The organism is Bradyrhizobium zhengyangense (genome assembly GCF_022012435.1).
Classification (GTDB): Bacteria; Pseudomonadota; Alphaproteobacteria; order Rhizobiales; family Xanthobacteraceae; genus Bradyrhizobium; species Bradyrhizobium zhengyangense.
Genome location: NZ_JAKLUA010000001.1, coordinates 1290559 through 1313579, shown reverse-complemented (window position 1 = coordinate 1313579; position 23021 = coordinate 1290559). Strand labels below are relative to the sequence as shown.

General features: G+C 62.8%; 22 protein-coding genes and 1 pseudogene. 12 read left to right on the top strand and 11 right to left on the bottom strand.

What is annotated here, in order from left to right:
- The first annotated feature begins 44 nt into the window (after positions 1 to 44).
- From L6637_RS06415 to L6637_RS06395, 5 genes are read left to right on the top strand one after another with little or no spacing between them, the layout of a single operon-like run.
- A complete protein-coding gene (locus L6637_RS06415) occupies positions 45 to 812 on the top strand; it encodes an SDR family oxidoreductase (protein ID WP_237858856.1) in 768 nt (255 codons plus the stop codon).
- Positions 813 to 826: 14 nt separating this feature from the next.
- Positions 827 to 1528, top strand: a complete 702-nt coding sequence (locus L6637_RS06410; protein WP_237858855.1) for an amino acid ABC transporter permease — start codon at positions 827 to 829, stop codon at positions 1526 to 1528.
- Between the two features lie 2 nt (positions 1529 to 1530).
- The gene (locus L6637_RS06405; RefSeq protein ID WP_377802674.1) at positions 1531 to 2289 is read left to right on the top strand and encodes an amino acid ABC transporter permease; all 759 of its coding nucleotides are present in this window, start codon (positions 1531 to 1533) and stop codon (positions 2287 to 2289) included.
- A complete protein-coding gene (locus L6637_RS06400; RefSeq protein WP_377802673.1) occupies positions 2286 to 3062 on the top strand; it encodes an amino acid ABC transporter ATP-binding protein in 777 nt (258 codons plus the stop codon). Before L6637_RS06405 ends, L6637_RS06400 begins: the two co-directional genes overlap by 4 nt.
- Before the next feature lie 40 nt (positions 3063 to 3102).
- A complete protein-coding gene (locus L6637_RS06395; protein WP_237869664.1) occupies positions 3103 to 3948 on the top strand; it encodes an ABC transporter substrate-binding protein in 846 nt (281 codons plus the stop codon).
- A gap of 49 nt (positions 3949 to 3997) precedes the next feature.
- Here L6637_RS06395 and L6637_RS06390 read toward each other — a convergent pair whose 3' ends face one another.
- On the bottom strand, positions 3998 to 4168 hold the full coding sequence (locus tag L6637_RS06390) for a hypothetical protein (protein WP_237858853.1): 171 nt from the start codon (positions 4166 to 4168) through the stop codon (positions 3998 to 4000).
- A gap of 386 nt (positions 4169 to 4554) precedes the next feature.
- On the opposite strand from L6637_RS06390, the gene dusA reads away from it, so the two are divergent.
- Complete coding sequence (gene dusA, locus L6637_RS06385) at positions 4555 to 5550, top strand: tRNA dihydrouridine(20/20a) synthase DusA (protein WP_276575722.1); 996 nt, start codon at positions 4555 to 4557, stop codon at positions 5548 to 5550.
- A 4-nt stretch (positions 5551 to 5554) separates the two neighbouring features.
- Here dusA and L6637_RS06380 read toward each other — a convergent pair whose 3' ends face one another.
- From L6637_RS06380 to L6637_RS06355, 6 genes and pseudogenes are all read right to left on the bottom strand, one after another.
- Positions 5555 to 6109: a TIGR02281 family clan AA aspartic protease gene (locus L6637_RS06380; protein ID WP_237869662.1), complete on the bottom strand. Its 555-nt coding sequence runs from the start codon at positions 6107 to 6109 to the stop codon at positions 5555 to 5557.
- A gap of 28 nt (positions 6110 to 6137) precedes the next feature.
- Positions 6138 to 6341 carry a DUF1289 domain-containing protein gene (locus tag L6637_RS06375; RefSeq protein ID WP_237869660.1) on the bottom strand — a complete coding sequence of 68 codons (204 nt, stop codon included), beginning with the start codon at positions 6339 to 6341 and terminating at the stop codon, positions 6138 to 6140.
- 45 nt (positions 6342 to 6386) lie between these two features.
- Positions 6387 to 7982, bottom strand: a complete 1596-nt coding sequence (locus tag L6637_RS06370) for a sensor histidine kinase (protein WP_237869659.1) — start codon at positions 7980 to 7982, stop codon at positions 6387 to 6389.
- A gap of 266 nt (positions 7983 to 8248) precedes the next feature.
- The gene (locus L6637_RS06365; RefSeq protein WP_237858845.1) at positions 8249 to 8404 is read right to left on the bottom strand and encodes a hypothetical protein; all 156 of its coding nucleotides are present in this window, start codon (positions 8402 to 8404) and stop codon (positions 8249 to 8251) included.
- Positions 8405 to 8528: 124 nt separating this feature from the next.
- Positions 8529 to 9767 carry a cation:proton antiporter gene (locus L6637_RS06360; RefSeq protein ID WP_237858843.1) on the bottom strand — a complete coding sequence of 413 codons (1239 nt, stop codon included), beginning with the start codon at positions 9765 to 9767 and terminating at the stop codon, positions 8529 to 8531.
- 192 nt (positions 9768 to 9959) lie between these two features.
- Positions 9960 to 10856, bottom strand: a pseudogene (locus L6637_RS06355) (NAD(P)-dependent oxidoreductase); the annotation flags it as partial.
- 165 nt (positions 10857 to 11021) lie between these two features.
- On the opposite strand from L6637_RS06355, the gene L6637_RS06350 reads away from it, so the two are divergent.
- From L6637_RS06350 to L6637_RS06335, 4 genes are all read left to right on the top strand, one after another.
- A complete protein-coding gene (locus L6637_RS06350) occupies positions 11022 to 11459 on the top strand; it encodes a VOC family protein (RefSeq protein WP_237869655.1) in 438 nt (145 codons plus the stop codon).
- 108 nt (positions 11460 to 11567) lie between these two features.
- Complete coding sequence (locus tag L6637_RS06345) at positions 11568 to 12710, top strand: Mrp/NBP35 family ATP-binding protein (protein ID WP_237858837.1); 1143 nt, start codon at positions 11568 to 11570, stop codon at positions 12708 to 12710.
- Between the two features lie 194 nt (positions 12711 to 12904).
- The gene (locus L6637_RS06340; protein ID WP_237869653.1) at positions 12905 to 13996 is read left to right on the top strand and encodes a TRAP transporter substrate-binding protein; all 1092 of its coding nucleotides are present in this window, start codon (positions 12905 to 12907) and stop codon (positions 13994 to 13996) included.
- 784 nt (positions 13997 to 14780) lie between these two features.
- Entirely contained in the window at positions 14781 to 15869 is a 1089-nt protein-coding gene (locus L6637_RS06335; RefSeq protein WP_237858835.1) for a TRAP transporter substrate-binding protein, read from the top strand.
- A 227-nt stretch (positions 15870 to 16096) separates the two neighbouring features.
- Here L6637_RS06335 and L6637_RS06330 read toward each other — a convergent pair whose 3' ends face one another.
- Positions 16097 to 17086 carry an alpha/beta hydrolase family protein gene (locus L6637_RS06330; protein ID WP_237869651.1) on the bottom strand — a complete coding sequence of 330 codons (990 nt, stop codon included), beginning with the start codon at positions 17084 to 17086 and terminating at the stop codon, positions 16097 to 16099.
- A 286-nt stretch (positions 17087 to 17372) separates the two neighbouring features.
- On the opposite strand from L6637_RS06330, the gene L6637_RS06325 reads away from it, so the two are divergent.
- Entirely contained in the window at positions 17373 to 18047 is a 675-nt protein-coding gene (locus tag L6637_RS06325) for a response regulator transcription factor (protein WP_237858833.1), read from the top strand.
- Between the two features lies 1 nt (position 18048).
- A complete protein-coding gene (locus tag L6637_RS06320) occupies positions 18049 to 19431 on the top strand; it encodes a sensor histidine kinase (RefSeq protein ID WP_237869650.1) in 1383 nt (460 codons plus the stop codon).
- 3 nt (positions 19432 to 19434) lie between these two features.
- Here L6637_RS06320 and L6637_RS06315 read toward each other — a convergent pair whose 3' ends face one another.
- The 3 genes from L6637_RS06315 to L6637_RS06305 all read right to left on the bottom strand — a co-directional run bounded on the left by L6637_RS06315 (position 19435) and on the right by L6637_RS06305 (position 22969).
- Positions 19435 to 20721: a M20/M25/M40 family metallo-hydrolase gene (locus tag L6637_RS06315; protein WP_237869648.1), complete on the bottom strand. Its 1287-nt coding sequence runs from the start codon at positions 20719 to 20721 to the stop codon at positions 19435 to 19437.
- A 110-nt stretch (positions 20722 to 20831) separates the two neighbouring features.
- Positions 20832 to 22433 (bottom strand): TRAP transporter large permease, encoded by a 1602-nt coding sequence (locus tag L6637_RS06310; RefSeq protein ID WP_237858829.1) that lies wholly within the window; start codon positions 22431 to 22433, stop codon positions 20832 to 20834.
- Positions 22430 to 22969, bottom strand: coding sequence for a TRAP transporter small permease subunit (locus L6637_RS06305; RefSeq protein WP_128952461.1), 540 nt, complete (start codon positions 22967 to 22969; stop codon positions 22430 to 22432). The genes L6637_RS06310 and L6637_RS06305 overlap by 4 nt, the downstream gene beginning before the upstream one ends.
- Positions 22970 to 23021 lie beyond the last annotated feature (52 nt).

The following is a 23021-nucleotide window of genomic DNA, read 5'->3' as shown; positions in this document are numbered from 1 at the left end:
GAAGTTGCGCGATCGTTTAGCGTGTTGAGAAGGTGAGGGACCAGATGCCATTCTCCGATTACAGGACTGCTCTTGTTACCGGCGCCTCGTCAGGCATCGGTCTGGCGGTCGTCGAGCGCCTGGTGCGTGAGGGCCTGAAGGTTCATGCGCTCGCACGGAGCGCGGATGCGCTGAAGGCCTTGGCCGATCGCACCGGCTGCATCCCGCACGCGATGGATGTCAGGGATATTGCGGCTATCACCAAGCTTGCTCACGGCATCGAAGTCGACGTGCTCGTCAACAGCGCTGGTGTCGATCGGCCGAAGAAATTTCTCCAGGCGGATGCGGAGGACATCGATCTCCTGGTCGACGTCAACCTGCGTGCAATCCTGCATCTTTGCCGCCTGCTCGTGCCGGGAATGGCTCAGCGCGATCGCGGTCACGTAGTGAACGTCACGTCGATTGCCGGCGCTTACAACTTCGCGGGCAATTCGAGCTATCACGCGACCAAGGCGGCCGTCAGCATGCTGACCAGTCAGCTCAGGGTCGATTGCTTCGGCAAACGCGTGCGCGTCACCGAGATCTGCCCAGGCCGGGTTGCAACTGATATCTTCGCCCATGTCCACGGCGACAGCGCTGAAACACGCGCGAACTTTATCGAAGGCTTCGAACTGCCCGAGGCAAAGGACATTGCCGACGCGATCGCGTTTGCGATTGCGGCTCCGGTAGCGGTGAATGTGGGTTACATCGAAATCACACCGACCTTGCAGGTGCCGGGTGGCTTGTCGACCAGGCGCCCCGGGGGTTCCTCAGAACCCTTTCTCCCGACCTAGATGAGCGGCGCGCGATGAAGGGTTTCGACCTCATGGCCGTCCTGCTCAATCCGGAGTTCAGCCGGATGCTGGTCCATGGGGTGAAGATGACCTTCATCATCTTTGTCGGCTCATGGCTGCTGGCAATGAGTCTTGGGATGATACTCCTCGCGGTCCGGATGCTGCCGAGCCGGATCGCCAGCGCTTTTGTCGCGATCTACGTCTCCTACCACCGCAACGTGCCGACGCTGGTGCAGCTCATGCTCTGGTATTTCGGCATTTCGAGCCTGCTGCCGGACTCAGTTCAGATATGGCTCGGCGATCACAATGGCGAAGCGGTGTTCGCGGTCGTTGCTCTGGGGTTGTGCCAGGCTGCCTATTTCAGCGAAGATCAGCGGTCCGGTCTGCGTGCCGTGCCGAGGGGGCAGTGGGAAGCCGCCCGTGCCTTGGGGCATGGCTACGTCGGAGCCATGGCCTACATCCTGCTGCCACAAGCCGTCCGCAACGCGATGCCGGCGCTGGTGAACCATACGGTCTCGTTGTTCAAGAACTCCAGCCTTGCGATGGCGATCGGCGTCGCCGAGCTGACCCACGCCGTCAAGGAGGTTGAGAACCAGAGTTTTCGTCCGTTCGAGACTTACCTGATTGCCACGATCGTTTACCTCGTCTGCTCGCTGCTCCTGATGTGGCTTGGTCACTATCTCGAGCAGCGGAGCCGCATGGCCGGAGCGGTCTGATCATGTCGCTGCTCCCAAGCATGATCGAGATCGTCAGGGATAACTGGCTGTTGCTGCTCGTCGGTCAGTACCCGAACGGCCCGCTTGGCGGCATCGCGGCGACCCTCATCCTCTCAGTCCTCGGCATTGCCTTGGCATTTCCGCTGAGTGTCGCGATGGCGCTGGCCAGCCTGTCGCCGTGGCGCGCGCTGCGCTGGCCTGTCATGGCCATGGTCTACATCACTCGCGGCGTGCCGCTGCTGCTGATCATCCTGTGGGTCTATTTCGTGCTGCCGCTTTTGATCGGGCATAGCGTGCCGGCGTTCGCGACCATGCTGGTCACACTGGTCGGCTATGAAGCCGCATTCCTGAGCGAGATCGTGCGTGCCGGCATTCATGCGCTGCCGAAAGGTCAGATGGACGCCGCCCGCGCGCTCGGACACAGCCGTCTCGGCGCGATGCGCTACGTGATCCTGCCGCAAGCGCTATTCAACATGATTCCGAGCATCCTCAGCCAGTTCGTCTCGACCGTCAAGGAGACCACGCTCGGATACATCATCAACGTCCCGGAGCTTACCTTTGCGGCCGGCCAGATCAACAACCGCTTGCTGACCAAGCCGTTCGAAGTCTACTTCATCCTTGCCATCAGCTATTTCATCGTTTGCTGGACCTTGACGCAGGCCATCAACATGGTCGAGCGGCGGATTACCGCGCGCCGAACCGCAGGCGTGGCTGCCGCGTCCGCGCTGCCTGCCACAGCCGCAAGCGCATCAGGGGCATGACCATGTCGCATGAAACGCCATCCCGGGATGCCGATCCGATGATCGAGTTCGTCGCCGTGCATAAATTCTTTGGTTCGCTGGCCGCGCTGACCGACGTCAACGCCGAGGTGAACAGGGGCGAGGTGGTAGTGGTCTGCGGGCCGTCTGGCTCGGGCAAGTCGACGCTCATCCGGACCGTCAACAGGCTCGAGGAAATCCAGTCGGGCTCGGTGCTGTTCGAGGGCAAGGACGTTCATGCCAAGCTGGGTGGCACGGCGCTGAACCGGCTGCGAAGCCGCATCGGATTTGTTTTCCAGAGCTTCAACTTGTTTCCGCATCTGAGTGCGCTCGACAACGTCATGCTTTCGCCGATGAAGGTGAACGGCGTCAGGCGCAGTGACGCGCGCGAAACGGCGCTTCGGCTGCTCGACCGCGTCGGGCTCTCGGCCAAGGCGCAGAACTACCCGGCCCAGCTATCCGGTGGACAGCAGCAGCGCGTGGCGATCGCGCGCGCGCTCGCCATGGAGCCGCCGGCGATGCTGTTCGACGAACCGACCAGCGCGCTCGATCCCGAGATGGTGGGCGAGGTGCTTTCCGTCATGCGTGGGCTTGCGCGTGATGGAATGACCATGATGTGCGTGACCCACGAGATGAACTTCGCGCGCGATGTCGCCGATCGCGTCTGGTTCATGGACGCCGGAAGGGTGCTCGAGACGGGAGCTCCGGTCGACTTCTTCCGCTCACCACAACATCCACGTGCGCAGCGCTTTCTGTCGGATCTACACAGCCGGTGACCACACTGACTTGATGTGACCAACTTTGAGGAGAACAGAAATGTCCTTCAAGAACCGTTCAATCGGCCTGGTGGCCGCGATCGCGGGCCTTGCCGGGATCGCGTCGGCGGCGTGCGCCGACCAGCTGTCGGACATCACCCAGCGCAAGGAGCTGCGGTGCGGAACTTTTGCGGACGTGCCGCCGTTTGCGGCTCCGGATGCCAAGACACGTGAGATGGTCGGCTTTGACGTCGACCTCTGCAAGGCCATCGCCCAACGCTGGGGCGTTGCCGCAAAGGTCACTCCGCTCTCGGTCGAGGCGCGCGTGCCCGAAGTCAAGCTCGGGCACGTCGACATCACGGTGGCGAACCTCGCCTACACGCTGGGCCGCGCCGAGCAGATCCAGTTTTCAGATCCGTACTATATCGCCAAGGAGATGCTGGCAGTGAAGGCGAGCGATCCCGGGACCGCCAAGGCCGACTTTAGGGGTAAGCGGCTGGCTTCGACTAAAGGATCGACGTCGGAACTCGCGATCAAGATGAACGAATCTGACCCGCTGACCTTCGTCGATACTGGTTCGGCCTTCATGGCAGTTCAACAGAACAAGGCGGTTGGAATGGTGGCGAATACCATGACCATCACCAAACTCGTGAACCAGTCCAAGGAGGCCGGGCAGCCGCTAAAGATGATCGAGGAGCCCATGGTGCTGCAGCCGATCGGCGTCGGTATGAAGAAGGACGAGCCGGCGCTGCTCGCGAAGGTCAACGAGACCCTACTCGCGATGGACCAGGCCGGCGAGATCAATCAGCTCTGGGACAAGTGGCTCGGTCCGAGCACCGAGTTTAAGATGACCCGTACCGACAAGGTCGTGCCGCTCAGCCAGCTGCAGTTCACGCCGCTTCCATGATTTGTGAGCTGGCGCCATTCACGTCGACTAGAGCAAATTCTATCCTGAGCTAGGCTTTCAGCGGTCTGCTCTTTCGCTGGGCGAGCGTACGATTGAACGCGACGTCGGAGCGATCGATGTCCTCGCGCACAATGCGGGCTTGCAGTTCGGACGCTGGGGCGACGTCGACGATCTGATCGGTGTCGCCACTGCTGTGGGGCGGGACGGCGTCGTTCGTCAATGGACGCACGATCCATCGCGACGAGGAAAACGGCCTTGAGCATAACTCAAGTGTTCAGACCGACCGGGTGCAGAATCGATTGCAGTCATTGACTGTTCGCACCACAAGCGCCAGTTATCGGATCGCCCCGGGTCAATCGGTCGTGTGATCCAATTTCATCATGTCGTCACTCGCCCTCTGTTGAGGCGTTTCAGTCAACACCGCCGTACGTGTGCACTCGACTTCGCTCGCCGTTTTGTGCTCTGAGAATGCAAACTGCGCGTCTTGGCCTTCACGCGGGGTAAGAGTTTGGATCAAAGTCAAAATGTGACACGCTCGTCCAAACTCGATTTTCCCATCGGTCCAACACGTGATAGGATCGGATGGTATCAAGATAGATCAATGAAATGAATGGTTTACGCTGGAAGTTTTCTTGTGCCCCCATGATGGATTGGACGGACCGGCACTGCCGGGTGTTCCACCGTCACCTGACAAAACGGGCGCTGCTTTATACGGAGATGCTGACGACCGGTGCCATCATTCATGGCGATCGGGAGCGGCTGCTCGGCTTTGACGCGAGCGAGCATCCGGTGGCGCTTCAGCTGGGCGGGTCGGATCCAGCCGAGCTCGCGAAGGCGGCGCGGATCGGCGAACAGTTCGGCTACGACGAGATCAATCTCAATGTCGGTTGCCCATCCGACCGCGTGAAGGATGGCCGCTTCGGCGCCTGCCTGATGGCGGAGCCTGAGCTCGTTGCGAGGTGCGTCGACGCGATGAAGCGCGCGGTCTCCATTCCCGTTACGGTGAAATGCCGCATCGGCATCGATGACCAGGATCCCGAAGTCGCGCTGGATACGCTCGCGCGTGCCGTCGTGGCTGCCGGCTGCGACGCGCTGATCGTGCATGCGCGAAAAGCGTGGCTGAACGGTCTGTCGCCAAAGGAAAACCGCGATATCCCGCCGCTCGATTATGGTCGCGTCTATCGGCTCAAGCATGCGATGCCGGATGTGCCAGTCATCATCAATGGCGGCGTCCTGAGTATCGAGGAGGCGAAAGCGCATCTTGCGCATGTCGATGGCGTGATGCTCGGCCGGGCAGCCTATCAGGAGCCGTGGCGGCTGCTCTCGGTCGACAGCGATGTCTTTGGCGAGGCTGCGCCGCACGCGACGATGCAGGACGCGTTCGAGGCGATGATGCCTTATATCGAGGCGCAGCTCGCGCGCGGCGCGCGGCTGCACGCCATGACCCGGCATTTCGTCGGCGCCTTCCACGCGGTGCCGGGCGCGCGGGCCTTCCGTCGCCATCTTGCCGAACAAGGTGTCAGGCCGGGGGCTGGCGTCGACGTCCTGCGCGATGCGATCGCTCGCGTCAGTGCTGACGCGCAGGCAGAGGCGGCTGCCTAGGGCCTCAATCCACCGCCGTGCGCGCGCGCCGATGGCTGCCTTGCAGCTCTGGATAGCCCGTCAGCATGAGCTTGTCCGCGCGCACGCCCCAGCTCTCCAGGCGATCGAGGAAGCTCATGCCGAGCAAATTCGTCTTCATCTGCCCGCGCTGCACGACGAGTGCCGGCACCGATTTCTCGACGAGATGGCCGACGGCGAGACGATCGAGCGTCAGCCGGGCCGCCTTGGTGTGGCCGCTGGCGGTTTCGAGGTCGACGTCGTATTCGAGCATCTCGAGTGGCAGGCCGATCGCTTTTGCGGTCTCCCAGGTCAACACCACGGAGGTGGCGCCGGTGTCGATCACCATTGGCGTTGCCACGCCGTTGATCTTGGCGCGCAGCGCAAACTCGCCGCCCTGGCCGCGCTGGATTTGCACTTCTGGCGCGGGCGAGGCGGCCTGCCCACGGAACATGTATGAGACCTTGTGACTCGCGCGTGCAATCTGGTCGGGATCGCCATAGGCGACCACGGCGCCCGCTGTGCCGGCCAGCAAGATGAGAACGAGCAGGAGGCGGATCATCGCGCGCCTCCGACGGCGCGGACACCGGTCAGGCGCGTCTCGGCGATCCCGCCGGTGGCGCAAGGCCAGCGTCCGCCATGCGCGCCGGCAACAGCGCCATAACCGCGAGCCGTTCGACGCTCTCCATGGCGTGCCAGCGTGCGATCTCCGACAAGGTCCGGCCGCAGCCGAAGCACAGCTTGGTTTTGGGATCGATCATGCAGACGGCGAGGCACGGCGTTTCTTTGCTCATACGGACATAGTGAAGGAATATCGGGCATGTCGGCAAGCATGTGTTTTACGAGCCCGTGCCCGCGCTCATGATCGGTCTGTGGCGCGGCCGGCGCTTCTCGTCGGGAACGGCGGAACTGTCCGGCTGCAGTGGCGGCGAATCCTCCGACAGCGGCGCCAGCGCACTCATCACGCGCTCGGGCGGGAAGGTGACGATCACTTCGGTGCCGATGCGCAGTTTCGACTTCAGCGTGAAGGTGCCGCCATGCAGATCGATCAGGTTCTTCGCGATGGGCAGGCCGAGGCCCGCGCCCTGTTCGGCCGATTTGATCGAGTTGGAGCCCTGGCCGAACGAGGCAAGCACGACCGGGATCTCGTCTTCGGGGATGCCTGGGCCGGAATCCTTCACGGATAGGTATTGCCCGCCCGAGGCGGTCCAGCCGGCCTTGAGCCAGATCTCGCCGCCCTGCGGAGTGAACTTGATCGAGTTGGAAAGCAGGTTGAGCACGACCTGGCGGATCGCGCGCTCGTCGGCCCAGAGCCGCGGCATGGCCTGCTCGAACACTTCGTGAATGGTGATACCGCGGCTCGAGGCACGCAGTTTCATCAGATGATGGCAGTCGGCGACGATGCCGACCAGCGACACCGCTTCCTCGTTCAATTCGTAGCGGCCGGCCTCGATCCGCGACAGATCGAGGATCTCGTTGATGAGGTTGAGCAGGTGCACGCCGGAATTATGAATGTCGGCGGAATATTCTTTGTAGACCGGTACCGCATGCGCGCCAAAGATCTCGCTCTTCATGACTTCGGAGAAGCCGAGAATGGCGTTCAGCGGTGTGCGCAGCTCGTGGCTCATTTGCGCGAGGAAACGCGATTTGGCGACGTTGGCGGATTCGGCGCGGTGGCGTGCCTCGTCCGAGATCGCCTTGGCCTGTTCGAGCTCGCCGATCAGCGCGTCCTTCTCGGCCCGCGCCTCCAGCGTCGCGAAGGTCGATGAGTGAAGACGATGCGCCAGCAGCACGAAATAGCCTTCGGCCGCGAGCGCGAGTGCGGCCAGGATGTAATTGTCCAGCGAGCCGGTCATTGCAAAGCTCAGCGCCATGGCGACCGCAACCGGCGCTGTGGCGGCGAGTGCTGCGATCGGCAGATTGGCGGCAAGCATGCTCGACACTGCGATCACCAGCAGCATCAGGAACATCATCAGCGTTTCCGTTACCATGTCGAGCACGGGATGGATCAGGATCGCCATCCAGCACAGGCCATAGAGCAGGTCGAGCACGACGAAACGTGTCCGCCAGGCGCGCGTTGCCGCCGGGGAGGCAGGTTCAGCCAGGAAGCGGCGGCAGCTGCGGATCATCGCCGCATGCAGGCAGATCATGCCAGCGGTCCAGGCGGCGGCGGGGATCGGCTGCATCCACAGTCCGAACAGCACACCGGTCGCGACCACCAGCAGCATCACGACATAGGAGGCCGACAGCCGCGTCTGGGCATATTGGCGCAACAGCTCGGCGTCGAAGGCCGGCCGGGTTCCGCTGGTCGACGTTAACTTATCGCGTGCTTCGCGGACCCGCTGCGACGCAGCCCGTCGGCTGCTCGCTGATGGAGCGCTGACCGGTTCGGCCGGAAGCTGCACTACCTCAGGCTTTTCAGCGGGGTTACTCATCAAGCAACAACGATTCCTGCCCGCGTCGGACGCGGGCCTTCTGCATTGTCTATCTCTGGCAAGAAATCCTTAAGAGGTGACTTAAGGAGCTAAAGAATTACGTTAACGGGAGGTTAACTCGGCGGTCGGCACTTGCCAGATCGGTTTCGCCCTGCGCGACGGCGGTCATGCGTGCGTGGCTCCGGTAGGCTACCGAGCGGAGAATGCAGGCTCGCAGTGGAAAATCAAGCAGAGCAAGCTTAGGCGCCAACAGAAAGAGTCTTGGCTCAGAAGCCGATCTCGAGGGCAAGCCCGATCGCGAGGAGTAATGACAGGCAAACCACCGGAGAATAGGGCCGGCTTGCGCTCGTGGCCCAGCTCCGCGCGTGCCCGAGATAGTGACGTTTGCTGGCCGGTTCCGGATCGATAGCAGCGGTTTCCATGACAGATCTCGAAATTCGTTGGCTGCCGGAAAGGTGCTCTCAATCGCATTCAAATTCGAGATGGAGTAGCAACCAGTGATATAAATGGGCCATAAGTGCCCGCCGATTGCGCAGCCGATCACTGCTAGTCCTTTTCCAGGAGGCCGAGCCTGCGTCCAAGCCATTCCGTCGTCGGCGCCTGGATCAAGATTGTGATCAGGATGATCACGAAGGTTACGGAAGCGATCAGCTCGGCGCCCGGTGCTTTAGTGCCGAGCAGGAGACCGGCGAGTGCGGCCGGGATGACGCCGGTCTCGCGGGTCCAGCACATGAAGATGAGTTCGCGCACGTTCCAGCGTGCGCGGCGGTCGGGCAAGGCGCAGAGGAACACCGTCATCGGGCGTGCCACGAACATCAGAGCAAGCGCGACCGCCACTCCGCCTTTCCAGTGCTGGCCCATCTGGGCAAAGTCGAGCTGGGCGCCGAGCAGGGTGAAAATGAACAGGCGCATGATGAAGGCGGTCGTGAACACGAAATCGTTGAGCTTCTGCGCCTCGCCCGGCTCCATTCGGAAGCCCAGGGCTTCCTTGTTGCCGAGCACGATGCCGAAAACGAACACGGCCATAAAGCCCGATGCCTGCAGGCCGCTTGCGGCAAAATAGGCGGCGATCACGGCAACAAGCGTCACGACCGGCGCATACTCTGCGAGCATCGCCCAGCGCTCATGCGCGATCAGTAGTGCAGCCAGATAACCGAGGGCAACGCCGGCGGCGATTCCGATCGCGGCCTGTTTGACGAGGTCGAACAGCGCGCCGATCGGCGAAAATACGCCGCTCCCCATTGCTAGCCCGAGCACCGAAAAGGTGAAGATCGCGGCCATGGCGTCGTTGAACGCGGACTCGCTCATCACGGTCTGCGCAATACGATCGCGAATTCGGATCTGGCGAAAGATCGGCATGAGCGTCGCCGGATCGGTCGACGCAACCGTTGCCCCCAGCAGCAGCGCCAGCACCGGCGGAATGCCGAACACGAGATGCGCGGCAAGTCCGGTGATAGTTGCCGTGATCAGGACGCCGATCGTTGCCAACGTCACGATGGTGATCCACACCCGCTTAATGACATCGAGCCGCAGTGCCGCTCCGCCGTCGAACAGGATGTAGCTTGCTCCAAACAGCAGTATGATCTGGTTCAGTGCCGAGTCCGCGGGGATGTCGATCAATTTGAGCGCGCGTGGCCCCATCGCGATTCCAGCGAGCAGGAAGAGCGCGATATCCGGAATCCGGATTTTCTGCGCCAGCAGTCCGATGACGGTACCGACCGCTAGGATCAGCCCGCAACTCAACAGCGTGTGCTTGGCGATCTCGACTGAGGCCGACGTATCCACCTGGCAATTCCGAAATGTTTGAGATTTGGCCGAGTTCGGTGCCCCGCCGGCCTGTTTCGCTCGTTGCGACGTTACCTGCCATCGCGTGGCCCAAAAAGCGAAAACGAACGCTCGGGCGAGTTTGCCGCAGGTCACCGCCACAACGTAGATTGTGGCGATGACGCTCAGCTTGGGACGATCGTCCGTCAGTCGTCAGCGATTGAGACGCGCGAGCAGGCTCGACGTATCCCAGCGCTTGCCGCCCATCTTCTCGACCTCAGCATAGAACTGGTCGACCAGCGCGGTGACCGGCAGGTTGGCGCCGTTGCGGCGGGCTTCGGCGAGCGCGATCGAGAGGTCCTTGCGCATCCATTCGACCGCGAAGCCGAAATCGTACTTGCCCTCGTTCATGGTCTTGTAGCGGTTTTCCATCTGCCAGGACTGCGCCGCGCCCTTGGAAATGGTCTCGATCACGGCCGCGACGTCGAGGCCGCTCTTCTTGGCGAAGTGGATGCCTTCCGAGAGGCCCTGTACGAGTCCGGCGATGCAGATCTGGTTGACCATCTTGGTCAGCTGGCCGCTCCCGGCGGGCCCGAGCAGCTTGCACATCCGTGCATAGGCGCCGGAGATGATCGGCTCGGCGCCGGCATAGTCATCCGGCGCGCCGCCGCACATCACCGTCAGCACGCCGTTCTCGGCGCCGGCCTGGCCGCCGGAGACGGGGGCGTCAATGAACTTGAAGCCGGCCTTGGTCGCGGCCGCGTCGAGCTCGCGTGCGACTTCGGCAGAGGCGGTGGTGTGGTCGACGAAAATCGCACCCTTCTTCATGCCGGCGAATGCACCGTCGGGGCCGATCGTGACCGCGCGCAGATCGTTGTCATTGCCGACGCAGCACATCACGAAGTCCTGGCCCTCGGCTGCAGCCTTCGGGGTCGGTGCCGTCTTGCCGCCGAACTTGTCCGCCCACTCCTTCGCCTTGGCGGCGGTGCGGTTGTAGACGGTGACCTCATGGCCCCCTTTTTTCACGAGGTGTCCGGCCATGGGGAAGCCCATCACGCCGAGACCGAGGAAAGCGACTTTAGCCATGTGTGTGTCCGTAGCTTGAGTTTTACGGTTGCAGCCGGGCGAGGGGCGCCAGCCGGGGTCCTTGAGGTTCCGCCCAAGGGCGGCCGGGCGCACCATAAACCCTTAAGGGCTGAGGGCAACGGCTTCGTTTGGCCGCCCCCTGTGCTAGGATGGCGGGACTAAAGGACTTCAAAACAAGGGAGCGAAACAATGGGCGGCGTGAGCGTTGGTGTCCTCGATCATTTCAACATCCGGACCCGGAATCTGGCCGAGACGGTCCGCTTCTATGAGGACGTGCTGGGCCTGGAGAAAGGCACCCGGCCGAATTTCGCCTTCCCGGGGGCCTGGATGTACAGCGAGGGCAAGCCGGTGGTGCACCTCGTCGATATTTCCCCGACCTCCGAGCCGCAAAAGCCGGATTCCGGCGTGGTCCACCACGTCGCCTTCGCCAGCCGGGGCTTCGACGGCATGAAGCAGCGCCTGACGTCCAGGGGCATGAAATTCGACTCCCGTCAGGTGCCAGGCGGCGAGCTCTGGCAGATCTTCGTCCACGACCCCAACGGGGTCATGATCGAGCTCAATTACGAGGCGGCGCAGGAGCAGGGGGCAGCCCCGGCCGAGATGGCTGACGATATCGGCAGGCAGTAGCCTTTTGGCCGTTTCCGCTCTAATGGGGCATCCTGATATCTTGAGCATGATCTGGTCGGAAAACCGCTTCACACTTTTCCGGATCATGCTCCCTCTAGGAGATGCGCTTTGAGCGTGACGCAGCAACAGGTCCTCGACAGCCTCGCCAAGATCAAGTCGCCCCGCGGGGTCGCGCTCACCAATGCCAATGTGCTGAGCGCGATCAGCGCCTCCGACGGCAAGGTGCTCTTCTCGATCAACGTCGATGCCGCCGAAGCGCGGGCCTGGGAATCGGTCCGGGCCGAGGCCGAGGCCGCCGTGCGGGCCATTCCCGGCGTCACCACGGTGATGGTCGCCCTGACCGCCGAGCGCAAGCCCGGCAGCACGCCTCCACCGCCCCCGCAGCCGAGCCGTGGCACACCAGGCGTGCAGCCGGTCCACGCCCACAAGCCGCCGCCACAGGGCGGCGCCCAATCGCCGATGGCGCGGCAGTCCGAGATTCCGGGCGTCGCTGCCGTGATCGCGGTCGCCTCCGGCAAGGGCGGCGTCGGCAAGTCGACCACCGCGCTCAACCTGGCGCTGGGCCTGCGCGACCTCGGTCTCAAGGTCGGGCTGCTCGATGCCGACATTTACGGTCCTTCTGTGCCGCGGCTGACCGGGCTGCACGAGAAGCCGGAGCTCGACGGCGAGCGCAAGATGATTCCGCTCCGGCGCTTCGGCCTCGCCATCATGTCGATCGGCTTCCTGGTCGAGGAAGAGACCGCGATGATCTGGCGCGGCCCGATGGTGATGTCGGCGGTGACGCAGATGCTGCGCGACGTCGCATGGGGCACGCTTGACGTACTCGTCGTCGACATGCCGCCGGGCACGGGCGATGCGCAGCTCACGCTGGCGCAGAACGTGCCGCTGAAGGGCGCCGTGATTGTCTCGACTCCGCAGGACCTGTCGCTGATCGACGCGCGGCGGGGGCTCGCAATGTTCAGGAAGGTCAACGTGCCCGTGCTGGGCATCGTCGAGAACATGAGCTACTTCCAGTGCCCGCATTGCGGCACAAAATCCGACATCTTCGGCCACGGCGGCGCGCGCCACGAGGCCGAGAAGCTCGGGGTACCGTTCCTGGGCGAGATCCCGCTGCACATGGCGATTCGCGCCACATCCGACGCCGGCAATCCCGTCGTGGACAGCGAACCCGATGGCCCGCATGCGGCGATCTATCGCGCCATTGCGGGACAGGTCCGGGACCAGCTCAAGGGCGCGGTTTCCGCAGCCTGACGCGGATCATCTGGGGACATGCGACTTTCGTCGCCCCCTGTCATGCCAATGTCGCGTTCCGTGGCAGGGGCTTCCGTGTTAAACGCCACGGCACAAAGCCCCTTCGGTTCGACGCGGATTGAGATCGCCTCGCCGGAATGAGCGGCGACAAAGAGGAAGTTCGGGGACACGCCCCAGCAAGGAGAGACCTGAAGATGAAGCGTCGTGATTTTCTGAAAGTGTCGGCAGCAGGCGCGGCGGCATCAGCCGCGGTAGCCTCGCCGGCGATTGCGCAGTCCTCGCCCGAGATCAAGTGGCGCATGACGTCGAGCTTCCCGAAATCGCTCGACACCATCTATGGCGGTGGCGAGCAGGTGGCGAAGTACGTCGCCGAGATGACCGACAACAAGTTCCAGATCCAGGTGTTCGCGGCCGGCGAAATCGTTCCCGGCCTGCAGGCGCTCGATGCGACCTCGAACGGCACGGTCGAGATGTGCCACACCGTGTCCTACTACTACGTCGGCAAGGACCCGACCTGGGCAATCTACGCCTCGGTGCCGTTCGGTCTCAACGCGCGCCAGCAGAACTCCTGGTGGTACCAGGGCGGCGGCGAGCAACTCGGCAATGAGTTCTTCAAGAAGTCGAACGTGATCGGCTTTGCCTGCGGCAACACCGGCACCCAGATGGGCGGTTGGTTCCGCAAGGAGATCAAGACCGTTGCGGATCTCTCCGGCCTGAAATTCCGCATCGGCGGCATCGCCGGCCAGGTGCTTCAGAAGGTCGGCGTGGTGCCGCAGCAGCTCGCCGGCGGCGACATCTATCCGGCGCTCGAGAAGGGCACCATCGACGCGGCCGAGTGGGTCGGCCCGTACGATGACGAGAAGCTCGGCTTCGCCAAGGTCGCGAAGTACTACTACTACCCGGGTTTCTGGGAAGGCGGTCCGATGGTCCACGCCTTCACCAACCTCGACAAGTGGAATTCGCTGCCGAAGAACTACCAGGCGATCCTCACCAACGCGATGGCCAACGCCAACAGCTGGATGGCCGCGCGCTACGACATGCAGAACCCGTCGGCGCTGAAGCGTCTGGTCGCCGGCGGCACGCAGCTCCGTCCCTTCACCAACGAAGTGCTGGAAGCCTGCCTGAAGGCGACCAACGAGCTGTGGGCCGAGCTGTCGGCCAAGAACGCCGACTTCAAGAAGTCGATCGACGCCATGCAGGCCTATCGCTCCGACGAATATCTGTGGTGGCAGGTCGCCGAGTACACCTACGACAGCTTCATGATCCGCTCGCGCACCCGCGGCTGATCGTCGGCTCAAGCTGTCAGACGGAATGGCCCGGCCTCGTTCGCGAGGCCGGGCTTTTTCGTGCGCGAAGCGGCAGGCGCACGCGAAATCCGAAAACAACCCCATGCACAGTAGAAATTGGGGGAGGGCGTGCCAACCGCTCAGCATTCGCGGAAGCCGTTTGACTCGTCGGGCAAAACAGGAGCAAAATGCAATAATCGTATAATCCGAAATTGGCGACGCGGCGGCTATCCGATAGGCGAGGCGAGAGGATCAGCGCGTGCGATACTGGGTCAAACGAATTCGCCTCAAGTCGGGAGAGATTGTGACTGAGCGGGAGCTAGATCCCGACGAGAACTATTCTTTGGATGTCGCGCCCGTGGTGGGTGACGTGATCAACGTTCGCTGTCCCGGCAGGGATTTCGACGCGAAAGTCGTTTGGGGCCATTGGCCCGGAAGAACTCATCCCGCCGGGACAATTGTGCCGCTTCGCGTGGAAGAAATTTAGCAAGATGGTAAGACGGCGCGCAGGCGGCTGATAATTCGGGCAAAACACAGCCGTGAATCCATAATCGCTTAATCCGAATTGTGCTGTGGCGCAAAATTTTTGAAGCGATGAGCATAAGGGCGTATCGTCTACGGCTTAAGTCGTAAGACCAACGACCCGACCTCGCTCCGCGAGGCCGGGCCCATTTTTCCATGCCGCAGTGCGATGACGATGGCATTCGCATCGCCCTTGCGCCATTCTAGGCCTCAAGCCTCGGCAAGAAGGCCCACAATCACTGATACATCAGGGCAGGAAATCATGAAGAGACGAGACTTTATCAAGGTCACGGGGCTTGCTGCGGCCGGTGCCGCCACGCTCGCTTCTCCCGCGATCGCGCAGTCGATGCCGGAGATCAAATGGCGCATGCCGACGAGCTGGCCGAAATCGCTCGACACGCTCTACGGCGGCGCCGAGCTGATGTGCAAGATGGTTGCGGAGGCGACCGACAACAAATTTCAGATCCAGCCTTTCGCAGCCGGCGAGATCGTGCCGGGCCTCCAGGTGCTCGACGCCGTGCAGAACGCCACCTGCGAGATCGGCCACACCGCGTCCTACTATTATTTCGGCAAGGACCCGACCTTCACCTTCGGCTCGTCGGTGCCATTCGGTCCGAACATGCGCGTCAACCAGGCCTGGTACATGCTGGGTGGGGGCAAGGAAATCCTCAACGACTTCTACAAGAGCTACAACGTCACCTCGCTGCTCGCCGGCAATACCGGCTGCCAGATGGGCGGCTGGTTCAGGAAGGAGGTCAACACCGTCGACGATCTCCAGGGCCTGAAATTTCGCATCGGCGGCTTCGCCGGCCGCGTGCTGCTGAAGCTTGGCGTCGTACCGCAACAGCTTGCCGGTGGTGACATCTATCCGGCGCTCGAGAAGGGCACTATCGATGGCGCCGAATGGGTCGGCCCCTATGACGACGAGAAGCTCGGCTTCTACAAGATCGCGCCGCACTATTACTATCCCGGCTGGTGGGAAGGCGGTCCGATGCTGCTCGCTTTCGTCAATCTCGACAAATGGAACGCGCTGCCGAAATATTACCAGAGCGTACTCACGCAGGCAGGCCATTACTCCAACAACTACATGATGGCGCGCTACGATCAGGCCAATCCGCTGGCGTTGAAGAAGCTGCTTGCCAACGGCACCAAGCTGCATGCCTTCTCGCCGCCGATCATGGACGCCTGCTACAAGGCGGCGAAAGAGCTGCACGACGAGGTCTCGGCGACCAATCCCAACTTCAAGAAGGTCTACGAGTCCCTCACCAAATTCTCCAACGACAGCTATGCCTGGTTCCAGGTCGCCGAAGTCGGCTACGACATCTTCATGGCGCGACACTCGCAGAGCTGAGCGCGGCGTCCCGCGTGAGGGAAAGCCCCGGAGCAAACGCTCCGGGGCTTTTGCTCGAGGGCACCCACGCGAGAGGCCAACCTCTGAGCGCAATCCCCTTCCGGAGCGAAGACACGTCGCGCCCACGCGCTTCGTAAGAGCGCCGGGGAGGTGGTTATTGGTGGTGAACGCTCGAGCTGTGTGGGATGGCGTGTCAGGCAATCTCGCATAAGCGGCTGCGCTACACGTCAGTCCTTCAGGTGCGCCCGGAAGAACGCCAATGCGGCGGCGTTGAGCTGCGCATGAAACGCGACGCGATCAAATCCCGGCCTGTCGGTGCAGATGTTGGGGCGCCTCTTCGCCAGATCCTCCGTGCAGGGCGGAAGGAAGACGAAATGACCGGCATTTTGCACCAGATGATAGTCGGGCCTGGCCGGAAGATCGCGCATGATCGTTGAGACATAATCCAGAGTGACTTCGCCGCCGGTCCGGTCCTCTCCGCTCAGTGCAGAGGCCCAGAGCTGCACCGGGATGTTCACCTCTTTCAGGCCGTCAGGGTCGAACAGCGGGCCGAACGCCGGGTCGGCAATGACGAGCGCCTTGATGCGCGGATCGTGAGTGAAGGCCAGCGCCGGGATCTCGTTGCGTCGCAGTTGTGCACAATCCGGTTTGGGCGAGCTCTCTGGGCAGAAGGCGATCATCTTGCGCAGATCGGGATTGCCGCCCGCGGCGACCAGGCCGGTGTAGCCGCCGCGTGAAAAGCCGAAGAAGCCGATATGTTCGGGTGCGAGCTTCGCATGATCAGGCCATGCGGTCAGCATGTAGTCGATCACGCGCTTGATGTCGGTCGGGCGCTCGGTGAATGCGGCGAGCGTGTCGGCACGGCTCATGTCGCCGCCACCGGTATCGACGGGATGGCTGAGCGCGATAACGACGAAGTCGCGGTCAGCAAGCGTCTCGGCCGTATCATGGTGGCCGGTGAAGCCTCCGCCATAGCCATGCGAAATGACGATCAGAGGTAGCTTGTCACCTGAGATCGCGCAGTTCTCCGTCGCAGGCAATGTCGACGTGCGAAGCTTGACCTCGCCGACAGGCTCGCGACAGGGCGACCACACGGCCGCCTGGATCGCCGGAAAGCCTGATACGGCCGGAACCTCGATGAGGCGAAAGCCGGCGGCATGGGCCAGGGTGGCGATCAGACAAAAAACGGATGCGAGCGCGAACTTCAGAATAGACATGTGCTGCTCCCGCGCTTGGTCCGCCACGACCGCATCACCGTGACGGCAACTTGGCCTTGCCTCCCTTCATGGCAGCGGCAGGCGGATCCGCCAACACACATTCCCGCCAGACTGGCGTAGTGTACTGCGCCGGCCAGACCAGGGTGATCTGGCCGAGCACGGGTCGGCAGCAGCGCGTCCACCTCGCGAGCGCCATTTTTCGCTGGCCCAATCCGCCGATTGGTGGAAGAGATCGGCAATCGCCGCGTACGCGCGGTCGGAAATGCCGGAAGTTTGGATTCACTGCATGCGCCTTCTGATCGTCGAGGACAACGCCGAGTTGTCGCGGCTCGTGGCCAACGGGCTGGCAGCGGCCGGCTATGAGAGCGATATCGTCGGTAGTGCCGAGGAGGCTCGCGAGGCGGTGCACAATGTCAGCTATGCCGCGATGATCCTGGACCTCGGCCTGCCCGACGGCGACGGCCTGTCGGTGCTGCGCGAGCTGCGACGGCAGATGGAGCCGCTGCCGGTGCTGGTGCTGACCGCGCGCGGCGGCTTGCAGGACCGCGTCAACGGCCTGCGCAGCGGCGCCGACGACTATCTGGCAAAGCCGTTCGCGATGGAGGAGCTGGTGGCGCGGCTGGAGGCGATCCTGCGCCGTCCGGGGCAATTGCTCGGCCGTTCATTGCGGCTTGCCAATCTCGTCTACGACACCGAGAGCCGCCAGATCTTCGTCGACGACAAGCCGCGGATCATCTCCTCGCGCGAGACCTCCGTGCTGGAGATCCTGCTGCGCCGGCAGGGGCGGGTGGTGCCGAAGAAGAACGTCGAAGATCACATCTTCGGGATCGAGGGCGAGGTCGCCTCCAACGCGGTGGAGGTCTATGTCTCCCGGCTGCGCAAGCAGCTCACCGAACATGGCGCCAAGGTCGTGATCCACACCATTCGTGGCGTCGGCTACATGATGGCCGAGGAGAAATAACGTGGCCCGGCTCGGATTCCAGATCAGGTCCCTGACCGGATCCAAAATCCGGGCGCCGTCGTTCAAATCGCTGATCTCGCGCATCGTGTTCTTGCACATCATCGCGGTCGCTGTGGTGGCGATCTTCCTGCCGCTGGTCCTGTTCTGGCTGCTGAATTCCGAGATCGACCAGTTGCATCGAGCGGCGATGCGGACCCAGGCCGAGACGCTCGCCGAACGCATCGTTGTCCAGCCCGACGGCAAGGTGACGTTCAATCTGCCGGAGAGTCTGCGAGGCCTCTATTCGGAAGCCTATGGCCGCTATCAGTACGATATCCGCGATGACAACGGCCACCTGCTGTTCTCCTCGCACAAGAAGACGGGTGATGCGAGGTCGGACACGATCTCGGGTGCCGAAGTGACGCAGACGATCGACAGCGCCACCTTCCACATCAGGGTCGGGGAAGACCTGTCCCATCGCGACGTCATCACCGACGACATCGTGTCCAACTTCTTCCGCCGGGTCGGGTGGATCACCATTCCCATTCTTCTGATCCTGCTCGCCATCGACATTTTCATCTTCCGCCGCGCGATCGCGCCGCTCTGGAAGGCCTCGGAAGAGGCCAGCAATATCGGCCCGTCGCGCACGGACGTCCGTCTGCCCACGGAGCAGATTCCGCGCGAGATCATGCCGCTCGTCACCGCCGTCAACCAGGCGCTCGACCGCCTCGAGGACGGCTTTCGCGTGCAGCGCCGGTTCACGGCCGACGCAGCCCATCAGCTGCGCACGCCGCTCGCGATCCTGCGCACGCGGATCGAGACGCTCGGCAACAGTGCGGTCAGGCAACTCCTGCATGACGATATCGAAGGCATGAGCCGGATCGTCACCCAGCTCCTGGAGATCGCCGAGCTCGACACGCTGGTGCTCGATCCCGGCGAGACCGCCGACTTGCGCGCCGTCTGCGCCGAGGTGGTCGGTGCGATTGCGCCCCTGGCGATTGCGCAGCACAAGGACATCGCGCTCAAAGGCGCCGAGGCGCCTGTGCTCATCCACGGCAATTCCGAGATGCTCCAGCGCGCGGTCTTCAACCTCGCCGAAAACGCCATCAAGTTCACTGCGAAGGAGACGTCCGTCGACGTCGAGGTGGGCGACGACGGTTCGGTGCGCGTGCGCGATTGCGGCCCCGGCGTGACCGAAGAGGAGCGTGAGCTGATCTTCCAGCGCTTCTGGCGCAGGGATCGCCAGCGCAGCGACGGTGCGGGCCTCGGCCTCTCGATCGTGCGGGGCGTCGCCGACGATCACGCCGCAACGGTTGCGGTGGACAATCGTCCCGGCGGCGGCGCCGAGTTCACGCTGCGGTTCCGCCTGGCGGAGAAGGATGCCTCCGCCCTTGGCCGAAGCTGACCGCTATTTCACCTTCCCCGTCGACAGATCCATGATCATTCGCGTGGTCAAATAGAGGCGCGGCACGATGCTGTCGAGCCTCACATATTCGGCGTCATTGGAATGCGCGCCGAAGCCTGACAGGCCCATGCCTTCGACCACGGCGCCCTTGGTCTTGAGCGCGGCAAAGGCGGCGTCGGTGCCGCCGCCCGTCGCCTTCTCGGCAACGTTCATGGATAGTCCGAGCTCCTGATAGATCGTCTTGCCGTAGGCTGCCACGCGGCGTGAGGCGTCGTTGGCCTCGAGCGGCGGGCGGCGCACTTCGAATTTCAGCGCAACCTTGGAGTCCGGCAGCAGGCGATTCTTGATCTTTTCCTGGAGAATCTTTTCCAGCTCGTCGAAATCGGAGACCTTGAGCGCGCGTGCATCGGCCTGCGCCGTGGCTTCGGCCGGGATCACGTTGCGGTTGGTGCCGGCCTTTGAGACGGTCCAGTTCAGCTTCAGGCCCTGCTCGGGCCTGGACAGGTCCTTCATCTGCAGCACCTGGTGCGAGAGCTCGTACAGCGCGTTGATGCCGCCCTCGGGCCTGGCGCCGGCATGCGACGACTTGCCTGTTACGGTCAGATAGGCCGAGCCGATGCCGCTGGTGGCAAGCCGCACCGCGCCATCGGTGCCGCCGCCTTCGAACGAGAACACCACGTCCTGATCGGCGGCGAATTTGGTGATGGTCCTGCGCCAGCCGGGCGAGGAAATTTCCTCGTCGCTGTTGGTGAGCACCGTGAGCGTGCCGAAATCCTTGAAGTTCAGCTTCTGCAGCATCGCGACGGTGTGGAGAATGAGCGCGACGCCCTGCTTGTCGTCGGCGATGCCGAGGCCATAGGCCTTGTCGCCGTCGATGCGGAACGGCTGGTCCTTCAGCATGCCCTTCAGATACACCGTGTCCATGTGGGCGATCAGCATGATCTTTTTGGTGCCGGTGCCCTTGAAGATGGCGTGCACGGCAGGGCCGATCTTCTCGGGCGTGTCGTCGAGCCGATAGATGTCGGTGGGTTGCAGGATCTCCACCTCGCCGCCGAGCTGCTTGAGCTGATCGGCGACGCGGCCTGCGATCACGTTCAGGCCCTCGATGTCCCTGCTGCCGGTTTCGATGTTGACGAGATCGCGCAGCGTGTCGAGCAGCGGCTGCTGCTCCTTCTGCGCCAGCGCCTGGATGTCGGCCATCGATTCCGCATGCGCCAGGCCCGCGGCACAGGCGAGCCAGAGAGAGGCAACCAACGAACCGGCGAGGGGAGCAGGGTACGATCGGAACATGCGCGGCATTCCCGGAAGTGGAAGGAACGTCCGGTATGCCCGTGTTTGCTGCACGTGTCACGCGCGTCATGCTCCGCGTTGGCGGAGCATGACGGTGAGCGATGTGTCCGCTACTTCTGCGGCGGGCCGAGATCCAGCGGTGGCAGGTCGATCTGCGGCACCTCGATCTTGACCTTGTCGAGGTCGACGCTGACCGGCTTGTCGAGGAGGCCCGTCACCGTGATCGGGAAGGCGATCACGATCAGCACCATGATCATCTGCAGGCCGATCCAGGGCATCGCGCCCCAATAGATGTCCGAGCTCTTCACTTCCTTCGGTGCAACGCCGCGCAGGTAGAACAGCGCGAAGCCGAACGGCGGATGCAGGAACGAGGTCTGCATGTTGACGCAGAGCATGACGCCGAACCAGATCAGCGCCGGTCCGTCGCCGACGACGGGCCCCAGGATCTTCTGCGCGATCGGCGCGATCATCGGCAGGATGATGAAGGCGATCTCGAAGAAGTCGAGGAAGAATGCCAGGAAGAAGATGAAGAGGTTGATGAAGATCAGGAAGCCCCAGACGCCGCCTGGCAGCGAAGTCAGGAGGTGTTCCAGCCAGACGCCGCCGGAGACGCCGAGGAACACCACCGAGAAGCAGGTCGAACCGATCAGGATGAAGGTGACCATGCAGGTGAGGCGCATGGTGGACTCATAGCCCTGCTTGATCAGGTCGCGCAGCTCGGGGATGCGGGCGGCCTGGATGCAGATCCAGGCGACCGCGAGATAGGTCACGGCGAAGGCGATCTTGAAGATCATGTTCTCGGTGAACAGCATCGCGATGATGGTGCCGATGCCGGCGGCGATCACGCCGATGATCAGCACCTTGCGGTCGGTCGAGGTGAAATCCTTGTGGTGGATCGCGGCGAGCACGATGGCACCGACCGCGCCCATGGCGCCGGCCTCGGTCGGCGTGGCCAAGCCCATCATCATGGTGCCGAGCACGACGAAGATCAGCACGGCCGAGGGGATGATGCCCATCAGGCATTTCTTCCACAGCGCCCAGCCGGTCAGCGTGCGCGCCTCCTTCGGCACCGGCGGCACATGCCCCGGCTTGATCAGGCCGAGGATGAAGGTGTAGCCGGCGAACAGCATGATCTGGAACACCGAAGGGCCCCAGGCGCCGAGATACATGTCGCCGACCGATTTGCCGAGCTGGTCGGCGAGCACGATCAGCACCAGTGACGGCGGCACAAGTTGCGTGATGGTGCCGGAGGCAGCCAGCACGCCGGTGATGTAGCGCATGTTGTAGCCGTAGCGGATCATCACCGGCATCGAGATCAGCGCCATGGCGATGACCTGCGCCGCCACCGTGCCGGTGATGGCGCCGAGGATGAAGCCGACGATGATGACGGAATAGCCGAGGCCGCCGCGCACCGGGCCGAACAGCTGGCCCATCGAGTCCAGCATGTCTTCGGCGAGGCCACATCTCTCCAATATGGCGCCCATGAAGGTGAAGAACGGGATAGCGAGCAGCAGCTCGTTGGAGAGCACGCTGCCGAACACGCGGCCCGGAATCGCCTGCAGGAAGTTGAGGTCGAAGAATCCGAGATGGATGGCGAGGAAGCCGAACGAGAGGCCGACTGCCGCAAGCGTGAACGCGACGGGGAAGCCGATCAGCATCGCCAGAACCAGGCCGCCGAACATCAACGGCGGCATCATCTCCAGCGTAATCATTGGGTCGGCCTCTCGTACTTGGCGTCGATCGTCACATAGCCCTGGAGAGCCGCGATACGCTTGATGACTTCGGAGACCCCCTGCAGCGCCAGCATCACAAAGCCGGCGGGGATCACGAACTTGATGGGCCAGCGGACCAGGCCGCCGGCATTGCCCGACATTTCGCCGACGTCATAGGCCTGCATGAAGAACGGCCAGGACAGATAGGCGAGCAGGAGGCAGGAAGGGATCAGGAAGAACAGCGTGCCGATCAGGTCGAGCCAGAGTTGGCCGCGTTCGGACAGGGTCAGATAGAAGATCTCGACCCGCACATGTTCGTTGCGCTTGAAAGTATAGGACGATCCGAACATCACCAGGATCGCGAACATGTACCATTGCAGCTCCAGCCAGCCGTTGGACGAGTAGCTGAACGCGTAGCGGATCATGGCATTGGCCGCGCTGACCAAGCATGCGAAGAGCACGAGCAGGTTACAGACGTACCCAATCTTTTCATTGAGGGCGTCGATGGCGTTGCTCATCGCCAGCAATGGACGCATTTTACCTTCTCTCCGTCGCGGCCCAACACTTCACGGGAGGCTTCAGCACGCA

What these genes read in the sequence shown, in the direction of transcription:
- L6637_RS06330 (WP_237869651.1), bottom strand. Translation starts at nt 17,086, where the DNA reads ATGTCTATTCTGAAGTTCGCGCTCGCATCCGTTTTTTGTCTGATCGCC.
- L6637_RS06315 (WP_237869648.1), bottom strand. Translation starts at nt 20,721, where the DNA reads ATGTTCCGATCGTACCCTGCTCCCCTCGCCGGTTCGTTGGTTGCCTCT.
- L6637_RS06405 (WP_377802674.1), top strand. Translation starts at nt 1,531, where the DNA reads ATGTCGCTGCTCCCAAGCATGATCGAGATCGTCAGGGATAACTGGCTG.
- L6637_RS06400 (WP_377802673.1), top strand. Translation starts at nt 2,286, where the DNA reads ATGACCATGTCGCATGAAACGCCATCCCGGGATGCCGATCCGATGATC.
- dusA (WP_276575722.1), top strand. Translation starts at nt 4,555, where the DNA reads ATGAATGGTTTACGCTGGAAGTTTTCTTGTGCCCCCATGATGGATTGG.
- L6637_RS06365 (WP_237858845.1), bottom strand. Translation starts at nt 8,404, where the DNA reads ATGGAAACCGCTGCTATCGATCCGGAACCGGCCAGCAAACGTCACTAT.
- L6637_RS06415 (WP_237858856.1), top strand. Translation starts at nt 45, where the DNA reads ATGCCATTCTCCGATTACAGGACTGCTCTTGTTACCGGCGCCTCGTCA.
- L6637_RS06325 (WP_237858833.1), top strand. Translation starts at nt 17,373, where the DNA reads ATGCGCCTTCTGATCGTCGAGGACAACGCCGAGTTGTCGCGGCTCGTG.
- L6637_RS06370 (WP_237869659.1), bottom strand. Translation starts at nt 7,982, where the DNA reads ATGAGTAACCCCGCTGAAAAGCCTGAGGTAGTGCAGCTTCCGGCCGAA.
- L6637_RS06380 (WP_237869662.1), bottom strand. Translation starts at nt 6,109, where the DNA reads ATGATCCGCCTCCTGCTCGTTCTCATCTTGCTGGCCGGCACAGCGGGC.
- L6637_RS06375 (WP_237869660.1), bottom strand. Translation starts at nt 6,341, where the DNA reads ATGAGCAAAGAAACGCCGTGCCTCGCCGTCTGCATGATCGATCCCAAA.
- L6637_RS06395 (WP_237869664.1), top strand. Translation starts at nt 3,103, where the DNA reads ATGTCCTTCAAGAACCGTTCAATCGGCCTGGTGGCCGCGATCGCGGGC.
- L6637_RS06350 (WP_237869655.1), top strand. Translation starts at nt 11,022, where the DNA reads ATGGGCGGCGTGAGCGTTGGTGTCCTCGATCATTTCAACATCCGGACC.
- L6637_RS06335 (WP_237858835.1), top strand. Translation starts at nt 14,781, where the DNA reads ATGAAGAGACGAGACTTTATCAAGGTCACGGGGCTTGCTGCGGCCGGT.
- L6637_RS06340 (WP_237869653.1), top strand. Translation starts at nt 12,905, where the DNA reads ATGAAGCGTCGTGATTTTCTGAAAGTGTCGGCAGCAGGCGCGGCGGCA.
- L6637_RS06410 (WP_237858855.1), top strand. Translation starts at nt 827, where the DNA reads ATGAAGGGTTTCGACCTCATGGCCGTCCTGCTCAATCCGGAGTTCAGC.
- L6637_RS06305 (WP_128952461.1), bottom strand. Translation starts at nt 22,969, where the DNA reads ATGCGTCCATTGCTGGCGATGAGCAACGCCATCGACGCCCTCAATGAA.
- L6637_RS06310 (WP_237858829.1), bottom strand. Translation starts at nt 22,433, where the DNA reads ATGATTACGCTGGAGATGATGCCGCCGTTGATGTTCGGCGGCCTGGTT.